General features: G+C 35.2%; 15 protein-coding genes. 12 read left to right on the forward strand and 3 right to left on the reverse strand.

All coding sequences use genetic code 11. From position 1 onward, the window contains the following. Positions 1 to 229 precede the first annotated feature (229 nt). The 4 genes from ACQUQZ_RS22900 to prfB all read left to right on the forward strand — a co-directional run bounded on the left by ACQUQZ_RS22900 (position 230) and on the right by prfB (position 5,387). Positions 230 to 1,108: a helix-turn-helix domain-containing protein gene (locus ACQUQZ_RS22900; protein WP_435357437.1), complete on the forward strand. Its 879-nt coding sequence runs from the start codon at positions 230 to 232 to the stop codon at positions 1,106 to 1,108. A gap of 94 nt (positions 1,109 to 1,202) precedes the next feature. Further along, positions 1,203 to 2,729, forward strand: a complete 1,527-nt coding sequence (locus tag ACQUQZ_RS22905) for a gluconokinase (protein ID WP_435357439.1) — start codon at positions 1,203 to 1,205, stop codon at positions 2,727 to 2,729. Between the two features lie 113 nt (positions 2,730 to 2,842). Beyond that, entirely contained in the window at positions 2,843 to 4,114 is a 1,272-nt protein-coding gene (locus tag ACQUQZ_RS22910) for an acyltransferase family protein (protein WP_435357440.1), read from the forward strand. A 198-nt stretch (positions 4,115 to 4,312) separates the two neighbouring features. Next, positions 4,313 to 5,387 (forward strand): peptide chain release factor 2 gene (prfB, locus tag ACQUQZ_RS22915; RefSeq protein WP_435357442.1). Its coding sequence is split into 2 segments (ribosomal slippage): positions 4,313 to 4,372 and positions 4,374 to 5,387, totalling 1,074 coding nucleotides; the frame shifts between segments, so codons are not numbered across the junction. A gap of 39 nt (positions 5,388 to 5,426) precedes the next feature. Here the strand turns inward: prfB and ACQUQZ_RS22920 are convergent. Continuing rightward, complete coding sequence (locus tag ACQUQZ_RS22920; protein WP_435357443.1) at positions 5,427 to 6,245, reverse strand: SdiA-regulated domain-containing protein; 819 nt, start codon at positions 6,243 to 6,245, stop codon at positions 5,427 to 5,429. Between the two features lie 185 nt (positions 6,246 to 6,430). Beyond that, a complete protein-coding gene (locus ACQUQZ_RS22925) occupies positions 6,431 to 6,652 on the reverse strand; it encodes a DUF2795 domain-containing protein (RefSeq protein WP_015028821.1) in 222 nt (73 codons plus the stop codon). A gap of 335 nt (positions 6,653 to 6,987) precedes the next feature. Between ACQUQZ_RS22925 and ACQUQZ_RS22930 the strand changes: the two genes are divergently transcribed. The 5 genes from ACQUQZ_RS22930 (at position 6,988) to ACQUQZ_RS22950 (ending at position 11,365) form a co-directional block, all read left to right on the forward strand. Next, positions 6,988 to 7,320: an L-rhamnose mutarotase gene (locus ACQUQZ_RS22930; RefSeq protein WP_435357444.1), complete on the forward strand. Its 333-nt coding sequence runs from the start codon at positions 6,988 to 6,990 to the stop codon at positions 7,318 to 7,320. 163 nt (positions 7,321 to 7,483) lie between these two features. Then, on the forward strand, positions 7,484 to 7,903 hold the full coding sequence (locus ACQUQZ_RS22935) for a nucleoside-diphosphate kinase (protein WP_435357445.1): 420 nt from the start codon (positions 7,484 to 7,486) through the stop codon (positions 7,901 to 7,903). A gap of 150 nt (positions 7,904 to 8,053) precedes the next feature. Further along, a complete protein-coding gene (murQ, locus tag ACQUQZ_RS22940; RefSeq protein WP_435357447.1) occupies positions 8,054 to 8,875 on the forward strand; it encodes an N-acetylmuramic acid 6-phosphate etherase in 822 nt (273 codons plus the stop codon). Between the two features lie 86 nt (positions 8,876 to 8,961). Then, positions 8,962 to 9,951, forward strand: a complete 990-nt coding sequence (locus tag ACQUQZ_RS22945; protein ID WP_435357449.1) for a vWA domain-containing protein — start codon at positions 8,962 to 8,964, stop codon at positions 9,949 to 9,951. 91 nt (positions 9,952 to 10,042) lie between these two features. Further along, positions 10,043 to 11,365: a serine hydrolase domain-containing protein gene (locus ACQUQZ_RS22950; protein ID WP_435357451.1), complete on the forward strand. Its 1,323-nt coding sequence runs from the start codon at positions 10,043 to 10,045 to the stop codon at positions 11,363 to 11,365. 67 nt (positions 11,366 to 11,432) lie between these two features. Here ACQUQZ_RS22950 and ACQUQZ_RS22955 read toward each other — a convergent pair whose 3' ends face one another. Continuing rightward, positions 11,433 to 13,988, reverse strand: coding sequence for a phosphoenolpyruvate carboxylase (locus ACQUQZ_RS22955; protein ID WP_435357453.1), 2,556 nt, complete (start codon positions 13,986 to 13,988; stop codon positions 11,433 to 11,435). Positions 13,989 to 14,248: 260 nt separating this feature from the next. Between ACQUQZ_RS22955 and ACQUQZ_RS22960 the strand changes: the two genes are divergently transcribed. The 3 genes from ACQUQZ_RS22960 (at position 14,249) to ACQUQZ_RS22970 (ending at position 17,341) form a co-directional block, all read left to right on the forward strand. Next, positions 14,249 to 15,382: a cysteine desulfurase family protein gene (locus ACQUQZ_RS22960; RefSeq protein WP_435357454.1), complete on the forward strand. Its 1,134-nt coding sequence runs from the start codon at positions 14,249 to 14,251 to the stop codon at positions 15,380 to 15,382. A gap of 3 nt (positions 15,383 to 15,385) precedes the next feature. Further along, positions 15,386 to 16,519, forward strand: coding sequence for an XdhC family protein (locus ACQUQZ_RS22965; protein ID WP_435357455.1), 1,134 nt, complete (start codon positions 15,386 to 15,388; stop codon positions 16,517 to 16,519). 72 nt (positions 16,520 to 16,591) lie between these two features. Further along, positions 16,592 to 17,341 (forward strand): hypothetical protein, encoded by a 750-nt coding sequence (locus ACQUQZ_RS22970; RefSeq protein ID WP_435357456.1) that lies wholly within the window; start codon positions 16,592 to 16,594, stop codon positions 17,339 to 17,341. Positions 17,342 to 17,343 lie beyond the last annotated feature (2 nt).

The raw sequence follows: 17,343 nt of genomic DNA on the forward strand, positions 1-17,343 counted from the left end.
TAATGATTGCATGAAAAAATTGTAATATTTTTACAAAGCTTTTGGCCGTTAGCATTTTGCTATTAGCTTGTCAATAAATTTTTATCATTCTAAAATAGAAAAAGCTAAAAACCAAATCGCTAATAAATACTTGAAAAGAACATTTAGTTATTAGCTAAAATCAGTTTAATGTTTTTTTACATTCTAAATAAAAGCTAAACGCTAATAGCCTAATCGCTAACAGCTAACAATGACCATTTTTTCTTTACATAAAGGCAAATCGCCTGAAATACAGGCCTTCCCTCATTTGATTGAATTTTTTCGCAAAAAAATTCAACAAGTGCAACCAAACTCTATGCCTTTGAAAGAATGTCATGGTTTAAAAATCATGTTTGTCTTAGAAGGCAAATTTGAGTGGAGTGTCGATAATCAAGCGGTTACACTTTACCCTAACGATGCGATTTTGATTTTTCCAAAGCAAGTTTTTGGTGGTTTGAAAGAAATGTGGGATGTAGGAGTTGTTGCTTCTATTACTATTAGTCCTCGCTTTTTTTCAGAAGATGGGGAATTAATTTTAGGTGAATGGAGTAGTATTTTAGAAGCCGAGCAGCGATTGATTGGCAAACTTTTTTCTTTGAGTAAAAAACCATTACTCCAAAATTTTAAGCAATTGGGAGAGGTTTTACAAAAGATTGAAAATGAGTTATTGACAAATGAATTAGGTTTCAAAACTCGAATCAATCATTTACTTGATGAATTAATAATTATAACAGCTCGACAGTTAACTAAGCAAGACAACCAACGACGAGATTTTCCTCAGACTTTTCAGAAACTCGACCAGATTTTACGTGCCAACCTTGCTCATCCTTGGACAGTTGAAGAAATGGCAGTCATTATGGGACTTGGTACAACGGCTTTCACTGAAAAAGTAAAATCCTATTCGGGGTTTTCACCACTCAACTATTTGATAAATTTAAGGATTTCGGAAGCCATTCGCCTCCTAAAATCATCCAACCTCAGTCTAACTGATATTGCTTTAGACACGGGTTTCTATTCCTCACAACACTTTTCAACAACATTTAAAAAATTAACAGGTTATACACCTGGGCATTTTAGAAAAACACCTTAAAAATAATTATGAATACGTGAGTGATAGGATGAGTGAATAATAAAAATAATCCACTCTCTCACTCATTCTATCATTCACTTACTCATTGAGACTTATGGAAACTATCATTACAATCGACATCGAAACAACTGCGGTAAGAGTTATTGCTTTCGATCTAAAAGGTCGGCAAGTTGCTGCACGAAAAGGAACATATCCAACCTTTCATGCCAAGCCAGACATTAGTGAACAAGACCCTGAACAGGTTTTCATTACAGTACTCTTTGTCTTAAAAGGCTTGCTCAATGACCCTGTTTTTATGAAAAAAAATAAGGTTTTGTCTATTGCTTTTAGTTCATCCATGCACAGCGTTTTACCAATTGATAAAAATGGTGTGCCATTAGGGAATGCCATAATATGGGCCGATAATCGGGCAAGTAAAGAAGCTACTGAGTTGAAAAAATCTGCTTTAGGCATTGAAATTTATCAAGCTACTGGTACACCAATTCACCCGATGTCGCCTTTGGCAAAAATTACTTGGATTAAGAATCATGACCCCGAACGATTTGCTAAAACCAGCAAATTTATTGCGTTGAAAGAGTATATTTTGCATCAATTTACGGGTGATTATTTAATTGATTATAGCTCGGCTTCGGCAACAGGACTATTTAATATCCATGAATTGAGATGGGAACAAAAATCTTTGAATTTTGCAGGAATTACGAGTGATCATCTTTCAGAACCAACTTCAATCTTTAATTCTGACTTAAGACTGCGACCTGCTTTAGCAAAATCATTGCGACTTTCTGACAAAACTAAAATAATTATCGGTAGCAGTGATGGCTGTTTGGCAACACTCGGCTCAGGCGTTGTTGGAGAAGGGCAAGCAACCATTTCTATCACTTCAAGTGGTGCTGTGCGGGTAGCAGGGAATGAAGTTTTACAAGATGAAAAACAACGTTTTTTTAATTATATCCTTGACAAAGGTCGCTACATTTCTGGGGGTCCCACCAATAATGGCGGGGTTGCTTTTGAGTGGTTTGCTCGTCAATTTGGCAATTTCAATAATGGACTTGACTTTGAAGATAGTATCTATGATTTATTTAAAGATGCAGCACAGGTATCGGCAGGTGCTGATGGCTTACTTTTTCTGCCTTATTTATTGGGAGAAAGAGCTCCTCTTTGGAATGCCAATGCTCGTGGCGTTTATTTTGGTATAAATATTACGCACGAACAACAACATTTTGTGCGAGCAACCATCGAAGGAATATTATATGAGATATATAGCATCGGTAAACTACTTCAAAATTACCGAAAAATCGATAATTTATATGTCAATGGTACTTTTGCAACACTTCCGCTTTGGTCACAAATCATTTCGGATATGTTTGGAAAACAGGTAAATGTCAATGACAACCATGATAGCTCTAATGTTGGAGCTGCGATGCTGGCTTTGACAGAAATGGGCATTTTCAGCTCATTGGACGAAGCAGCCAAAACAATACAATCTTCAATAACCTATCAACCCAATCAAGCAAACCATCAAAAATATCAAAAATTCTATGCTATTTTTGAGACATTGAGTCATAAACTTGCCGATGAATTTGATTTGATTGCTGAATTACAACAAAACCAAGTAGATTGATTCTTTTGCTTTTTACGATTAGTCCTTAGCTTTTAGAAAAAAAATATTTACTTTGTTGCTAATTACCTTCTAATAAACTTTTTTAAAGGCTAATCGCTAAATGCTAACCTACTATGAAAGAACGCCTTACCTCTCTTGATGTTTTTAGAGGCATGACAATCATGTTCATGACCATCGTAAATAACCCAGGAGATTGGGGAAATATATACGCCCCACTCGAACATGCCGAATGGCACGGTTGCACGCCTACCGACTTAGTTTTCCCTTTCTTTCTATTTATTGTTGGTATTTCGACTGTACTTTCGATGCCAGTAAAAAGGTTTGACCAATCTATTTTAGAAAAAATATTGACTCGTGCTTTACGAATTTTCTTGTTAGGTTTATCACTTAATTTCTTTTCAAAAATACATATCGGCTCGCTTGAAGGTATTCCATTGATGCTCATTCGTTTGGTATTTACAGCTATCATAACTGTCTTATTATTAGGAGAATACGAGCGTAAAAAGCAATTATATGCAGCCATTGGATTATTTATTTTGATGATGGTTTTATGCTTTGGTGGATTTGAAGAATTCAGTTCAGTACGAATTCCTGGGGTTTTGCAAAGAATTGCGGTTGTGTATCTAATCGTTTCGATTATTTATGCCACAACTAATACTACTGTACAAATCATTATTGGTTTAGTTTGCTTATTGGGGTATTGGGCATTGATGACGCTCGTTCCCGTACCGAATGTTGGAGCGGCCAATTTTGAAAAAGGCACTAATCTTGCCGCTTGGCTTGATAACTATTTATTACCTGGACATCTTTGGGTAACATCCAAAACTTGGGATCCAGAAGGTATTCTTAGCACACTTCCTGCTATCGGAACGGGTTTGGCAGGTGTTTTTACAGGAAAACTATTAACCAATAAATCTCCGAAAAACAAAAAAGCGATTTATTTACTCTCAGCAGGTGTATTGGGAGTAATGATTGGTTTACTCTGGAACGATGTTTTTCCAATCAATAAAGCACTCTGGACGAGTTCTTATGTGTTTTATGCAGAAGGTCTTGCACTTTTGGTACTTGGAGTACTTTATTTTATTGTTGATGTACTTGGTTTTGATGTTTGGACAAGACCTTTTGTGATTTTTGGTGTAAATCCAATGTTGGTTTTTTTCTTTTCGGGAATTATACCACGTGCTTTGAATATGATAAAAATTGCCCAACCCGAAAACCTTGAAAATCCAGAAGCAGGCTTGATTTCTTGGCTTTATACGCATTGGATTGTCCCATTTTTTAGCGAACCTAAAAATGCTTCTTTGGCAGGAGCATTGGCGTATCTATTGATTTGGTTTGTAATTTTAGTTTGGTTTGATAAAAAGAAAATGATCTTTAAGGTTTGATTTTCTTCATTTGAAAGAACAATGCCATTTATTAAAAATGACGAAACATTAGCTTTCTGATTAACTTGATATTGGATGTTGAACGATAATTTTAATTGTACTTAAGTTCTCCATTCTTTATTTCATTTCAACTACTCTTGCTGTTTTCTAAGAAAATATGCCTAATTTTGCACTTTAATCATTCATTTCACAAATAATATGACTACCGAACAATTGAAGGAGTTAAAGGCCAGATTAGCGGCTTTGAGGGGGTATCTTTGACTACGATAGCAAAAAAGAACAACTCGAAGATTTAGAAAATCAAACTGCACAACCAGAGTTTTGGACTGATGCCGTAAAAGCCGAAACGGTAATGAAGCAAGTTCGTGCCTTGAAAGGTTGGACTGTTGGTTACGAAAATGCCGCCGCCGTCATAGGTGACCTCGAAACACTTTATGAATTTTATGAAGCGGGCGATGTTAGCGAAGAGGAAGTGGATGAAGAAGGCAAAAAAGTAGAACTTGTATTGGAAGATTTGGAGTTGAAGCGAATGCTTTCTAACGAAGAAGACCAATTTAGTGCAATACTCGAAATAAATGCTGGTGCTGGTGGTACAGAAAGCCAAGACTGGACAAGTATGCTGATGCGGATGTACTTGATGTGGGCAAATAAAAAAGGTTATAAAGTTTCAGAACTTGACTTCCAAGATGGTGATACTGCTGGCGTAAAATCAGTTTCTTTGCAAATCGAAGGGCCTATGGCTTATGGTTTCTTGAAATCTGAAAATGGTGTACATCGCTTGGTGAGAGTCTCGCCTTTTGACTCAAATGCACGCCGCCATACTTCATTTGCATCGGTGTTTGTAACACCTTTAGTCGATGAAACGATTACTATTGAAATCAATCCTGCCGATATTGAAATACAAACATCTCGTTCGGGCGGTGCTGGCGGACAAAATGTCAATAAAGTAGAAACAAAAGTACAATTGACGCACAAACCTACGGGCATTGTGATTGTTTGTCAAGTTGACCGTAGCCAGCTTGGCAACCGTGAGCGTGCTATGCAAATGTTGCGTTCAAAACTCTATCAATTGGAAGTTGACAAACGCAATGCCGCAAGAGCAGAAACCGAAGCAGGAAAAATGAAAATTGAATGGGGTTCACAAATCAGAAGTTATGTATTAGACGACCGACGTGTAAAAGATCACCGAACAAATATTCAAACATCAAATACAGAAGCTGTTTTGAATGGTGAAATTGATGATTTCATCAAAGGTTATTTGATGGAAAATTAAAAGTAGTCAACATTAATTCTTTATATTAAGGAGATGGTTTTATTTGGATGCAAATTTCAAAATATACCCATCTCCTTTTGCTCCTTCTGATGAAATATACAAATCGCCTTCTGGTGTAAAACAAATTCCTTCTGGTTGACGAAATAGCTTTTCATCTAATTCAACTAAAGCCAGTTTCTCTCCTGCTGGCGACAAAATCAATAGTTTTTTTCCTTGTGAAGAAATAATATACAGTTCGTCTGTGAGTGGATGTACTGCAATTCCTGAAGGAGCAAACGTTTTTTTGCCATCGCTACCTTTTATCATGTCCTCTGAAATTGAAATATACTTTACAAGGGTTTCTTTTGCTAAATCGTAAGCATAAATTACTTTTTTGTCGTTTTTATCTTTTATTCGCTCTTTCGTTACCAATAAGAGGCTTTTAGTCGAAGGATTATAACTCAACCCTTCATATTCAACCACATCAGGATGCGAACAATCTATTTTTCTTTCTTCTTCTGTTCCAATTTTAAAGCCTTTAATTTTACCATTGCTTTTCATTATAAAAATCTCATCATCTACTACTTCAATACCTTCATAATCACCTTTTTTCCCAATTTCTATTTTTTCTACAATTTCTCCCTGCTGTAAATCATAAATAAAAACATTCCCTTTTTCGTCATTTACACAAGCCAATTGATTGTTTTTATAAAATGATAACCCAGAAATTTCTTTCATGTTTTCAGGAAGAATCATACTTTTTGTGGGATTTTGTAAATCATACGCAACTATATAGTTGCTTTTTTTCTTTTTGGGAAAACAAGCAACTACGACTATTGTAATAACTATGATTACAAAAACAATTGAGAGAATATTCATAAAAATGTAATTTTGGAGTATAAAAACAACAAAGCAACAATTAGAAAAATCTAACTGTTGCTTTGTATCGTAATGAAAAGTATAAAGTAGTAGGATAAAATTGTTTTATAAATAAATAAGTATAAATATCTGATTATCAGCCATATCCACTCATTCTATTATTCACTTTTCTATCATTACCTTACTTAATATTCATCTTCATTAAAGAAAAAGTCATCCTTGGTCGGATAATCAGGCCAAATCTCTTCGATGCTCTCATACGGCTGTCCGTCGTCTTCAAGTTCTTGTAGGTTTTCGATTACTTCAATGGGAGCCCCCGAACGAATCGAAAAATCTATCAACTCATCTTTTGTAGCGGGCCACGGAGCGTCTTCCAAATACGACGCAAGTTCAAGTGTCCAATACATAGTCTTTAATACTTATTTAGTGTTACAAAAAATTTAGGCTGCAAAAGTATAACAATTTTTAATTTGTTAAATGAAATAACGAAAAAATCTATTTAATTTCAAACGTTTTTTAAGGAAATTATTGTAAAACAAGTGAAAATAAATTATTTTATTTCTTAAAAAGCCTGATAATCAACTAATTATGAAGGGAAAATTCTTAGAATTTAGCAACCAATAATTAGTCAAAAATATCAGAAATTTTGCCTTTTTATTATTTTTCAAGATAAATTTTTCATTTCTCCATAGCTAAGCCGTGCAACACACCGCACTTTGCTATAAGCTAAAACCTTTTCCAAATGAAACGATATACATTTGCCCTCGACCTTGTTGATGACCCAAAAATGATTGCTGAATATGAAAAATATCACGAGAAAATAAGCGACGAAATAGCTAAAAGTATCACGGATTCGGGTATTACTCAGATGGAAATTTTCCGAATCGGCAATCGTTTATTTATGATTATGGAAACAGAAGACGATTTTTCATTTGAAAAAAAGGCAGAAATGGATACCAATAATCCAAAAGTTCAGGAATGGGAAAACCTTATGTGGAAATATCAGCAAGCTCTACCAATGGCAAAAGAGGGCGAAAAATGGTTATTGATGAAACAAATTTTTAAACTGGTGTAGAAAAAACTGCCCTCGTTCATTATAAATACTTTCGAAAAAATAGTCATTCGCACCTTTATATTCGTCATTTAATCAGTCATTGGTTTCAAGACAAAACACTAAAAACGTCTTATTTTTCATAGAAATTCAGTAGTTTTGCAAAAAAAATAAAAACAAACGCAAAATGGCAACCAATAGAACATTTACGATGATTAAGCCACACGCTGTGGCAGATAACCATATCGGCGGTATTACGGCAATGATTGAAGCAGCTGGTTTCAGAATCGTAGCAATGAAAAAAACACAATTATCGGCAGCTCAAGCTGGCAAATTCTACGAAGTGCATATAGAAAGAGGCTTTTATGGCGAATTATGCGAAATGATGTCATCAGGACCAATCGTACCGATGATTTTAGAAAAAGAAAATGCTGTGGCTGATTTCCGTACTTTGATTGGAGCAACCAATCCAGCGAATGCAGAAGATGGAACAATTCGTAAAAAATATGCAAAATCAATGGGCGAAAACGCCATTCATGGTTCAGATTCTGATGAAAATGCCGCTATCGAAGGATCATTTTTCTTTGGTACAACGGAGCAATATTGATTTAATCTTAATCATTGTATAATGAAGAATAACGAGTTACGAATGGCGATTAAGGATTGATAAAGTATTAATAATCAAGCACTTATTACTATTAAATTATAATTTCTGAGAAATCATTCGTAATTCGTAATTCGTAATTCGTAAATTACTATGTCTCTTGGCTTAGAAAAATTAGCAACAGAGTCTGCTTCTCACTACGATAATCTCGAAAAAATGTCTGTAAGAGATTTGCTCGAAGGTATCAATAATGAAGATAAAACTGTACCTTATGCTGTAGAAAAGTGCATACCTCAAATCGAGGCTTTGGTTAATCAAATCGTACTACGCATGAAAAACGGTGGACGAATTTTCTATATTGGTGCGGGAACAAGTGGTCGCTTGGGTGTTGTCGATGCTTCTGAATGTCCACCAACTTTTGGTGTACCGTTTGGAATGGTTGTAGGCATCATGGCTGGTGGCGACAAAGCCATCAGAAAAGCTGTTGAAAATGCCGAAGATGATATTCAACAAGCATGGAAGGATTTAGAAGAATATGACATCAACCAGAATGATACACTTATTGGCATCGCCGCTTCAGGTCGCACACCTTATGTAATCGGTGGTTTGCGAACAGCTCGTGAAAATGGCATTCTGACAGGTTGTGTCGTATGCAATGCAGGAAGTGCTGTTGCAGCAGAAGCCGAATTCCCAGTAGAAGCTGTTGTAGGGCCCGAATTTATTACAGGAAGTACTCGCATGAAATCAGGAACTGCTCAAAAGTTGGTTTTGAACATGATTTCAACAAGCGTAATGATTCAATTAGGTCGAGTAAAAGGCAATAAAATGGTCGATATGCAACTTACTAATCTCAAATTAGTAGAAAGAGGCATAAGAATGGTGATGAATGAACTCAATATTTCACACGAAAAAGCAAGCGAACTTTTACATAAATACGGTAGCGTGAGAAACGCAGTTACTAATTATGAGTTATGAATTATGAGCGGTCCGCCGCCGCGGCTATGAGTTTTTTGTAAAAAATATCTCATATCTCATATCTCATATCTCATATCTCAAAAAAGATGTGGGACTGGTTTTCAATAGAATGGCTTAGTTGGCAAACCTTACGGTCATTCGTTTGGGCAGAAAGACTATACCTTTATGGTATCGCTGGCGTTCCTCTTTTATTTGTACTTCGTTGGCTTTTTTATAATCGTGGTCAACAAAAATTAGGGCTTTCGCTCTCCAAACCTCAACTCAAAACAAGCTGGATAAGCTATTTACGCTTTATTCCTCCCCTTTTATTTTCTCTCGGTATTGTATTTGTATGCCTTTCTCTTGCTCGTCCTCAGCGAGTACGTGAAAGCAAAGAGCAATTTTCAGAAGGAATTGATATTATGCTTGCAATGGACATTTCTGAGTCAATGTTGGCAACGGATTTGAGTCCTAATCGCTTAGATGCAGCCAAAAATGTTGCCCGTGAATTTGTTAAAGGTCGCCTTCAAGACCGCATCGGATTAGTAGTTTTTGCAGGAGAATCATTCTCCATCTGTCCCCTAACAACCGATTATGAAATGTTGAATCAATACCTCAATGAAATCAATAGTAATCTTATAAAAACTACTGGTACTGCCATTGGAAGTGCATTAGCAACCTGTATTAACCGCTTGCGTGAAGTGCCAAGCAAGAGTAAAGTTGCCATTTTATTGAGTGATGGAGATAATACCGCAGGTACGCTCGATCCACTTACAGCAACAGATTTAGCAAAATCTTTCGGAATCAAAGTTTATACAATTGCAGTTGGAAGTAATAGTCAAAGTGAAAAAATTGATGAAAATACCTTACGAGAAATAGCAAAAGAAGGCAATGGCCAGTTTTTTCGAGCCACTGATAATCAAACACTCAAAAACATTTTTGAACAAATCAATCGTTTAGAAAAGGTAAAAATCAAAGATAATGTTTACCGTGATGTAGAGGATTTTTACTATATTTATCTCAACTGGGCTGTGGTATTTTTATTGGCGGCGTTCTTTTTCAAAAACACCTTTATTGGTAATATTTTAGAGGATTAATATATTATTTTCTCATGAATTGCTTACAAATAAAGTAATTATTAGTTTTAAAAAACTGATTTTCTTCTATTAATCAATAACCGTTTGTTTCATGTCAAATAAGAAAAAAATCATTTACAGTTTATTATTGATTGCCGTTTTAGGTATCGTTTATGCTGGAAACTATGCTATTCAATATGCCTACATTGGTTCTTCGTATGATGCCAAAACAGTTTGTTCTTGTATGTTTGTTTCTGGTCGAGAGCTTGATAATATCAAGTCAGAAGACTTATATGCCGTGCCTTTTGCCAATATTATTGTTGATAAAGAAAAACAAACTGTAACAGCCAATATTTATGGTTTGGCCGAAACAAAAGCCATTTATCGCAAAGGTTTAGGCTGTACACTTGTTAATGAGCTTTCAGAAGAAGAAATTCGCCAACAACCAAGTGTTCCTTCCGCCGATACTTTGACTGAAAAACTATCATTGACCACTTCTAATGAAATTGATAAAGTAGCTTTAGATAAAATTATAAATGCTGCTTTTGAAGAAAAAGACCCTCAGCATATTGTTCGTTCGAGAGCAATTGTAGTCTTGCACGACGGTAAGCTAATTGCCGAGAAATATGCTCAGAATATTACGCCACAAACTCCATTATTAGGCTGGTCGATGACCAAAAGTGTAACAAATGCCATGATTGGCTTATTAGTAAAGGATGGTAAAATCGACATCAAAAAGTCTGCCCCAATAGATGAATGGAAAAACGATGAACGTAAAAAAATCACGGTTGACCATTTACTCCGCATGAGTAGCGGACTTGATTTTGTTGAAGATTATGCTTCGCCAAGCGATGCAACCCAAATGTTATTTAGAAAAAAAGGTACTGGAGCTTTTGCTTTGCTGAGTAAAGCTGCCACCGAACCCGATAAAGTTTGGTATTATTCGAGTGGTACAACCAATATTTTGCAGGAAATCATAAGACGACAGTTTACAAATCATGTTGATTATTTGGCGTTTCCTCATTTAAGGTTATTCCATAAAATAGGTATGAAAAGTGCAGTGCTTGAACCTGATGCTTCTGGCACTTATGTTGGTTCGTCGTTTATGTATGCTACTGGGCGTGATTGGGCAAAATTTGGGCAACTTTACCTCCAAGATGGTGTTTGGAATGGCGAAAGGTTATTACCCGAAGGTTGGGTAAAATATTCTTCAACCGAAACACCACATTCTGATGGACAGTATGCCGCTCAATTTTGGATTGACCACAAAGACAAAGATTTCCCGCAAGATGCTTTTATGTGCGTTGGATTTGAAAGTCAGGTTGTTGCGGTTGTTCCTTCTAAAAAATTAGTGATTGTGCGTCTTGGCTGCACACCTAAAGACGACTTTAATCATCATCAATTGGTGAAAGATATTGTGGCGATAACAAAATAGTTTTCTAAAAACAGAAAAGTGTGGCACATTTTTAAAATGTGCCACACTTGTATCTTGTATAAAAACCTTACGCCGAATTTCGACTGGCATTGATGTTTCCAAATAACGAACGAGTAACCATTTTTTCGTAAGCTAATCTTAGTTTTTCGTCTTCAGTTTCTTCAATTTTTTGCAAAGCATATTGCTGAATCGTAAGCAAAGGCAAAACGATGTGTTCACGATAATTGATTGACAATTTACCTAACTCTTCTGATTCCATTAACTCTTTTTGCCCAGAAACAAGAAGCATATTTTTTACAGTCAAAAGATACTCTTGATATAAGATTTTCCAAAAATCTCCATATTCAGGGTCATTTTTCATGTAATATGTCAACGGAAAATATGTTTTAGTCAAAGCCATCATACTATTTTCCATCAAAGTTTTGAAATATAATGAGCTTCCATAAAGCGATTTCAAATCTTCAATTCTTCCCTCTTCAATTACTTTTTGAAGGGCAGTACCAAAACCAAAATAACCTGGCACATTTTGCTTCAACTGACTCCAAGAACCCACAAATGGAATAGCTCTTAAATCTGATAACATCAATTTCTTACCCGAACTTCTTTTGCTTGGGCGACTACCGATGTTGGTCAAACCATAGTATTTCAAAGGGCTTTTGTTTTCAAGATAAGACACAAAAAGCGGGTGTTCTTTCAGCTCAAAATATTTTCTTACACCTTCTTCTGCCAATTCATCAATCAAGTTTCGCTCTTTTTTATCAATGATTGACCTATCATCATGGAAAACATCATTGATAATTCCTGCCGAAATCAATTGTTCAAAATTGAACATCGCTTGTGAGCGAGAACCATACATTGATGTAATCGTTTGTCCTTGAATCGTAATCTGAATCTCATTATTGGCAATCGTTGGGCCTTGTGACGCATAAAATTGATGCGTTTTTCCGCCTCCACGAGCTGGCGGGCCTCCGCGTCCATCGAAGAACATGACTTCTACTTGGTTTTTCTTTGAAATACGTGACAATTTCTCCTTCGCTTGATAAATTTCCCAGTTGGCTTTTACATAACCGCCATCTTTTGTTCCATCAGAGAAACCAAGCATGATCGTTTGTTGATTTTTGCGAAGAGACAAATGCCTTTTATAAAAAGGTAATTGGTAAAGAGCCGACATCGTAGCTTGTGCCGAATCAAGTCCCTCGATAGTTTCAAACAAAGGCATCACATCCACATTCACTTCTGAATCTTTATAACCGCAGAATCTGAATAAAGCCAAAACTTCTAAAACAGAAAATATTGAAGTAGAATTACTGATAATATAGCGATGACAAGCTTTTTCACCATTCATTGCTTGAATCTCTTGAATGGCTTTAACAGTTTTGAAAGTATCCTTTGTTAAAGCATCTTCAAAATCATCCTCATTGACTTGTAGTTCATGTTCAGTCAAGAAATGGAGTTTTTCAGCATTGCTCCAATCTGCATAGTTTTTAGTAGAAATACTATATTTTTGATTGATTTGCTCCATCACATTTTCGTGGATACTGCTATCTTGACGAATATCTAAGCTGGCAAAATGCAAACCAAACAATCTTACTTGCTGAATAAATTTATCTAAAACATCTAAAAAGACGCCATTATGTTTTGTAATAAGCAGTTGTCTTACTTCATCCAGAGAAGCAAGAAGTTCATCAAGTGTCAAATCATTTTTCAACCCGTTCATATTAGCATGAATGCGATTACTGATTTTCGTCAATAATGGCATAATGCCTTTAAAAGTCAAACGACGACAAACTTCTTTGAAATCATTATAATAACATTTCAAAATGCTACTCCTAAGTTCAATCGAAACTTTTTTAGAGATTTCGGCTGTCACAAATGGATTTCCGTCACGGTCGCCACCTGGCCAAAAACCTAATTCTAAAACTGGGTCAAAACCTTTTTCCTCATCCTGAAAATAACTATTCAATTTTTCATGGATTTCGCCAATTACTTGATAATAAACATGTCGAAGATAAAATATGATACTTTGAGCTTCTTCAAGAGGCGTCGGTTTTTGATCATTAATAAAAGGAGTCTTGCCTAATTGTTGCAACAAGGAGTCAATACCATTGATGTCATTTTTAGGAATCAATTCTTCCAAGTCTTGAATGATTCGAAGTACGCTATTTGGATAAAACTGCGTAGGGTGTGCTGTAAAAACAATACGAACCTTGAAGTTTTTAAGTTTTTCTTTTACTTCGGCCAGTTTATTTTGTTGTTGAGCCAAATCAAGTGTACTTTGCAAAGTTCCTTTACCATTGAGAGGTGTTAGTTTTTCAAAAGCAGAATCTTCGATGCTATCAAACAAAACCACCTGACGCTCAATATAGGTAATAAAACGAAACAATAAATCTATTCTTTCTTTTTCTTCCTTGATAGAAGTATATTGATTGAAAAAAATATCAATAATTTCTTTCGGTTCTTTTCCTTGCTCAAAGCCTGATTCCGACAAGTCATGCAAAAAAGGCATCAACTGACCAATCTTGGTCATTTTATCATAAGGAAGCCTTGAAAATAAGGTGTTAAATACAAGGTATTTGTTATGAACCTCTTGTGTAAAAAGCGAATCAATTGAATTTTTTGACATTTTTTTGCAAGTATTATGGTTTTGAGTAAGCAAAATACGCAAAAACATACTGTATTTTGTTTATTTTACCGAATAAAGTTTGGATTTTCTTGGAAAAATTAAAATTTTTCAAAACAAAAAACAAAATTGTAGTCTTTTTGTAATTATTCAAACCATAATATTCACACAGACGTTTACTTTATAGGCTATTGGCAAAATTTAAATGTTAATTTTGTGCTTAGAAATACCTACAAAAATATCATTATTTGTTTTTAAAATTAATGAAATACCCCATCTACATGGACTATAATGCTACCACACCCCTCGATAAAAAGGTGTTGGAAGTAATGTTGCCCTATTTGACAGAACACTTTGGTAATGCTGCCAGTCGTTCTCATGCCTATGGTTGGAAAGCAGCAGAGGCCATTGAAACGGCACGTCAGCAAGTGGCGAATTTATTGGGGGCTAATGAAAAAGAAATTATTTTTACCAGTGGAGCTACCGAGTCTGTCAATTTAGCAATTAAAGGTACTTTTGAAGCTCTTCGACATAAAGGAAGTCATATAATCACCGTCAAAACCGAGCATAAAGCTGTTTTAGACACTTGCCAGCATTTAGAAAAATTGGGTGCGAGCATCACTTATTTAGATGTTGATACCGAAGGCAATCTTTCTTTAGAAAACTTAGAAAAAGCCATTCGCAAAGAAACAATTATGATTTCTGTCATGGCAGCGAATAATGAAAATGGTGTTATTTACCCTTTCCAAGAAATTGCAAAAATTGCTCATCAAAACCATATTTTATTTCATACAGATGCTACACAGGCTATTGGCAAAATACCAATCAATGTACTTGAAGATGATATTGATTTGTTAAGCCTTTCTGGACATAAAATATATGGACCCAAAGGCGTTGGGGCTTTATTTGTACGAAAAAAAATTAATATCATTGCCCAACAAGATGGCGGAAAACATGAGCGAGGAATGAGGTCTGGCACACTCAATGTAGCAGGAATTGTGGGTTTAGGCGAAGCTGCTGAAATTTGTCAAAACACAATGGATAATGAAGGCATCCGTTTAGAAAACTTGCGTAATAAATTGGAAAAAAATATTTTGGCAAATGTAACAAATACAGCCATTAATGGCGGTTTGGCAAAGCGTTTACCCAATACCAGTAATATTAGTTTTGGAAAAATTGATGGTGAACAACTACTTCTTAGTCTTAACGAAATAGCTGTTTCTAATGGTTCGGCTTGTAATTCTGCGTCAACTGAACCAAGTTACGTGCTGAAAGCGATGGGCTTGGCTGATGAGTTGGCTTATAGTTCGATAAGGTTTAGTTTAGGAAGAATGACACAAGAAGAAGATATAGATATAGCTATCAATCATATATCGGAAGTATTAAAAAAGTTTTAAAAAATGCCTTTTTACAGAATATACATGAAAGAAATTAAGCAAATAACCGAAGCCTATCAAAAAATAGATTTTAGTCAAACTCGTGCTGCTTTAGCCACCGTTGTTCGAGTAGAAGGTTCTTCCTATCGTCGTACTGGAGCAAGGATGTTAGTCTTAGAATCAGGCGAATGGATTGGTGGTATCAGCGGAGGTTGTTTGGAAGGAGATGCCTTGAAAAAAGCACGGTTAGCCATGTCACAGAATAAAGCAACGCTTATTACTTATGATACTACCGAAGATGACCCTTATCAAATAGGTGTTGGACTGGGCTGCAATGGCATTATTGATGTTTTGATTACGCCACTTGACCCTCAAAACCCCAACAATGCTGTTCGTCTGCTTCAAAATTGTATTGACCAACGAACGCCAAATTTGGTCGTTACCGTAACAAATTTAAGTAAAAAACAAGCAAATATTAGCTTAGGTGATGTTTTTCGTTTTGATAATGAAACTCATTTTAATCAAACTTTTCCTTTGAATGAAATACGAGATAACATATTAATCGAAGTTCAAGATGCACTAAAAAATACCAAATCTGTTTCTAAAGAGTATATTTTAGAAGATGGTGCAAAGCTAATTTTGTTTTTAGAAGTAATTCCACCTGCGATTCAATTGTTGGTTTTTGGTAGTAATTATGATGTTTATCCAATGGTTCGTGCGGCAAAAGAATTGGGCTGGCGAGTCATTTGTATTTGTAACCCCATCAAAATGCACCCTACGCTTTTTGAACTTGCGGATGAAGTTGTACCCAAAGATTTTATTCCATCAATTGATACCTTCACAGCAGCTATTTCAATGTGCCACGACTACGAAAGTGACTATCGAAATTTGCAAATGTTATTAAAAACCACCATTTCTTACATTGGTCTTTTAGGGCCTAAAAAACGTACCAATAAAATGTATGTACGAATGAATGAAGAAGGTATTTTGTTGACGGATGAACAAGAAAAGCGAATTTATAGCCCTGTTGGCTTAGATATCGGAGCTGCTACACCTGAAGAGATAGCTTTATCGGTTTGTGCCGAAATCAGAGCAACTTTTTCAGGAAGAGATGGAAATCGTTTAAAGCTACGCCAAAGACCAATCTATGAAAATTAATAAATCTTTTTTTTCTACTAAAGAAGAGTTTATTTTTGCAGATACCGCCTTTCCAACTATAAATTAATAAAAATGACCACTAATTTTGTTACTTTTTATCTGATTATTGTTTTAATTACAGGGCCTTTTTTTCAATTTCTTCCAATGCCTCCCGAAAGCCTTTTGTGGGATGAAATTCTTTTGGCTAAAATTTTAAATCAAGCACCAACCATTTTTCTGCTTGGCTATTTACTTTTTCAAGTAAAAAAAGTAAAGCAATATGGTATTTTTATGTTGTTAATGGCTTTTTTAACATCATGTATCATATCTGAAATATACTATTATTTCGTAAGTCCAGAAACGCTTCTATATTTCAGTGTTGGTCATAATCTTTTGACTTATCTTATTTTAATTCTTCTACTTTTGAAGGTTATATCATTCAAAGAAACTAAGGATGCTGTCATTTTACCCGCTACAATAGTTAGCATATTCATAGCTTTGGGTTTTAGTTTTTCTGCTTTTTCTATTTACCAAGAGTATTTTTTTTCTCAACCAATCATTTTTTTGATGTTAATATCATTTATCATCAGTGCTACTTTGATTGTTTTTCTTAGTTTCTTTACCGAAAAACCCTTCCAAAGAAATTGGTATGAAATAGTCATTGGTCTCTTTTTACTTGTCTTAGTAGATATTTATACTTACTCATGTTTTTTTGTCTTTAACGCCCCCCCTACTTTGCTTTATACAATTGGTAAAATACTATTTTCAGCAGGAATTTTATTGTTGGTTGACGGCATTTTAAGAAAAAAAATTAAGGAAAATAGTTTATTGCACGCTCTATAAAA

Source organism: Emticicia sp. SJ17W-69 (assembly GCF_051209875.1).
Lineage (GTDB): Bacteria > Bacteroidota > Bacteroidia > Cytophagales > Spirosomataceae > Emticicia.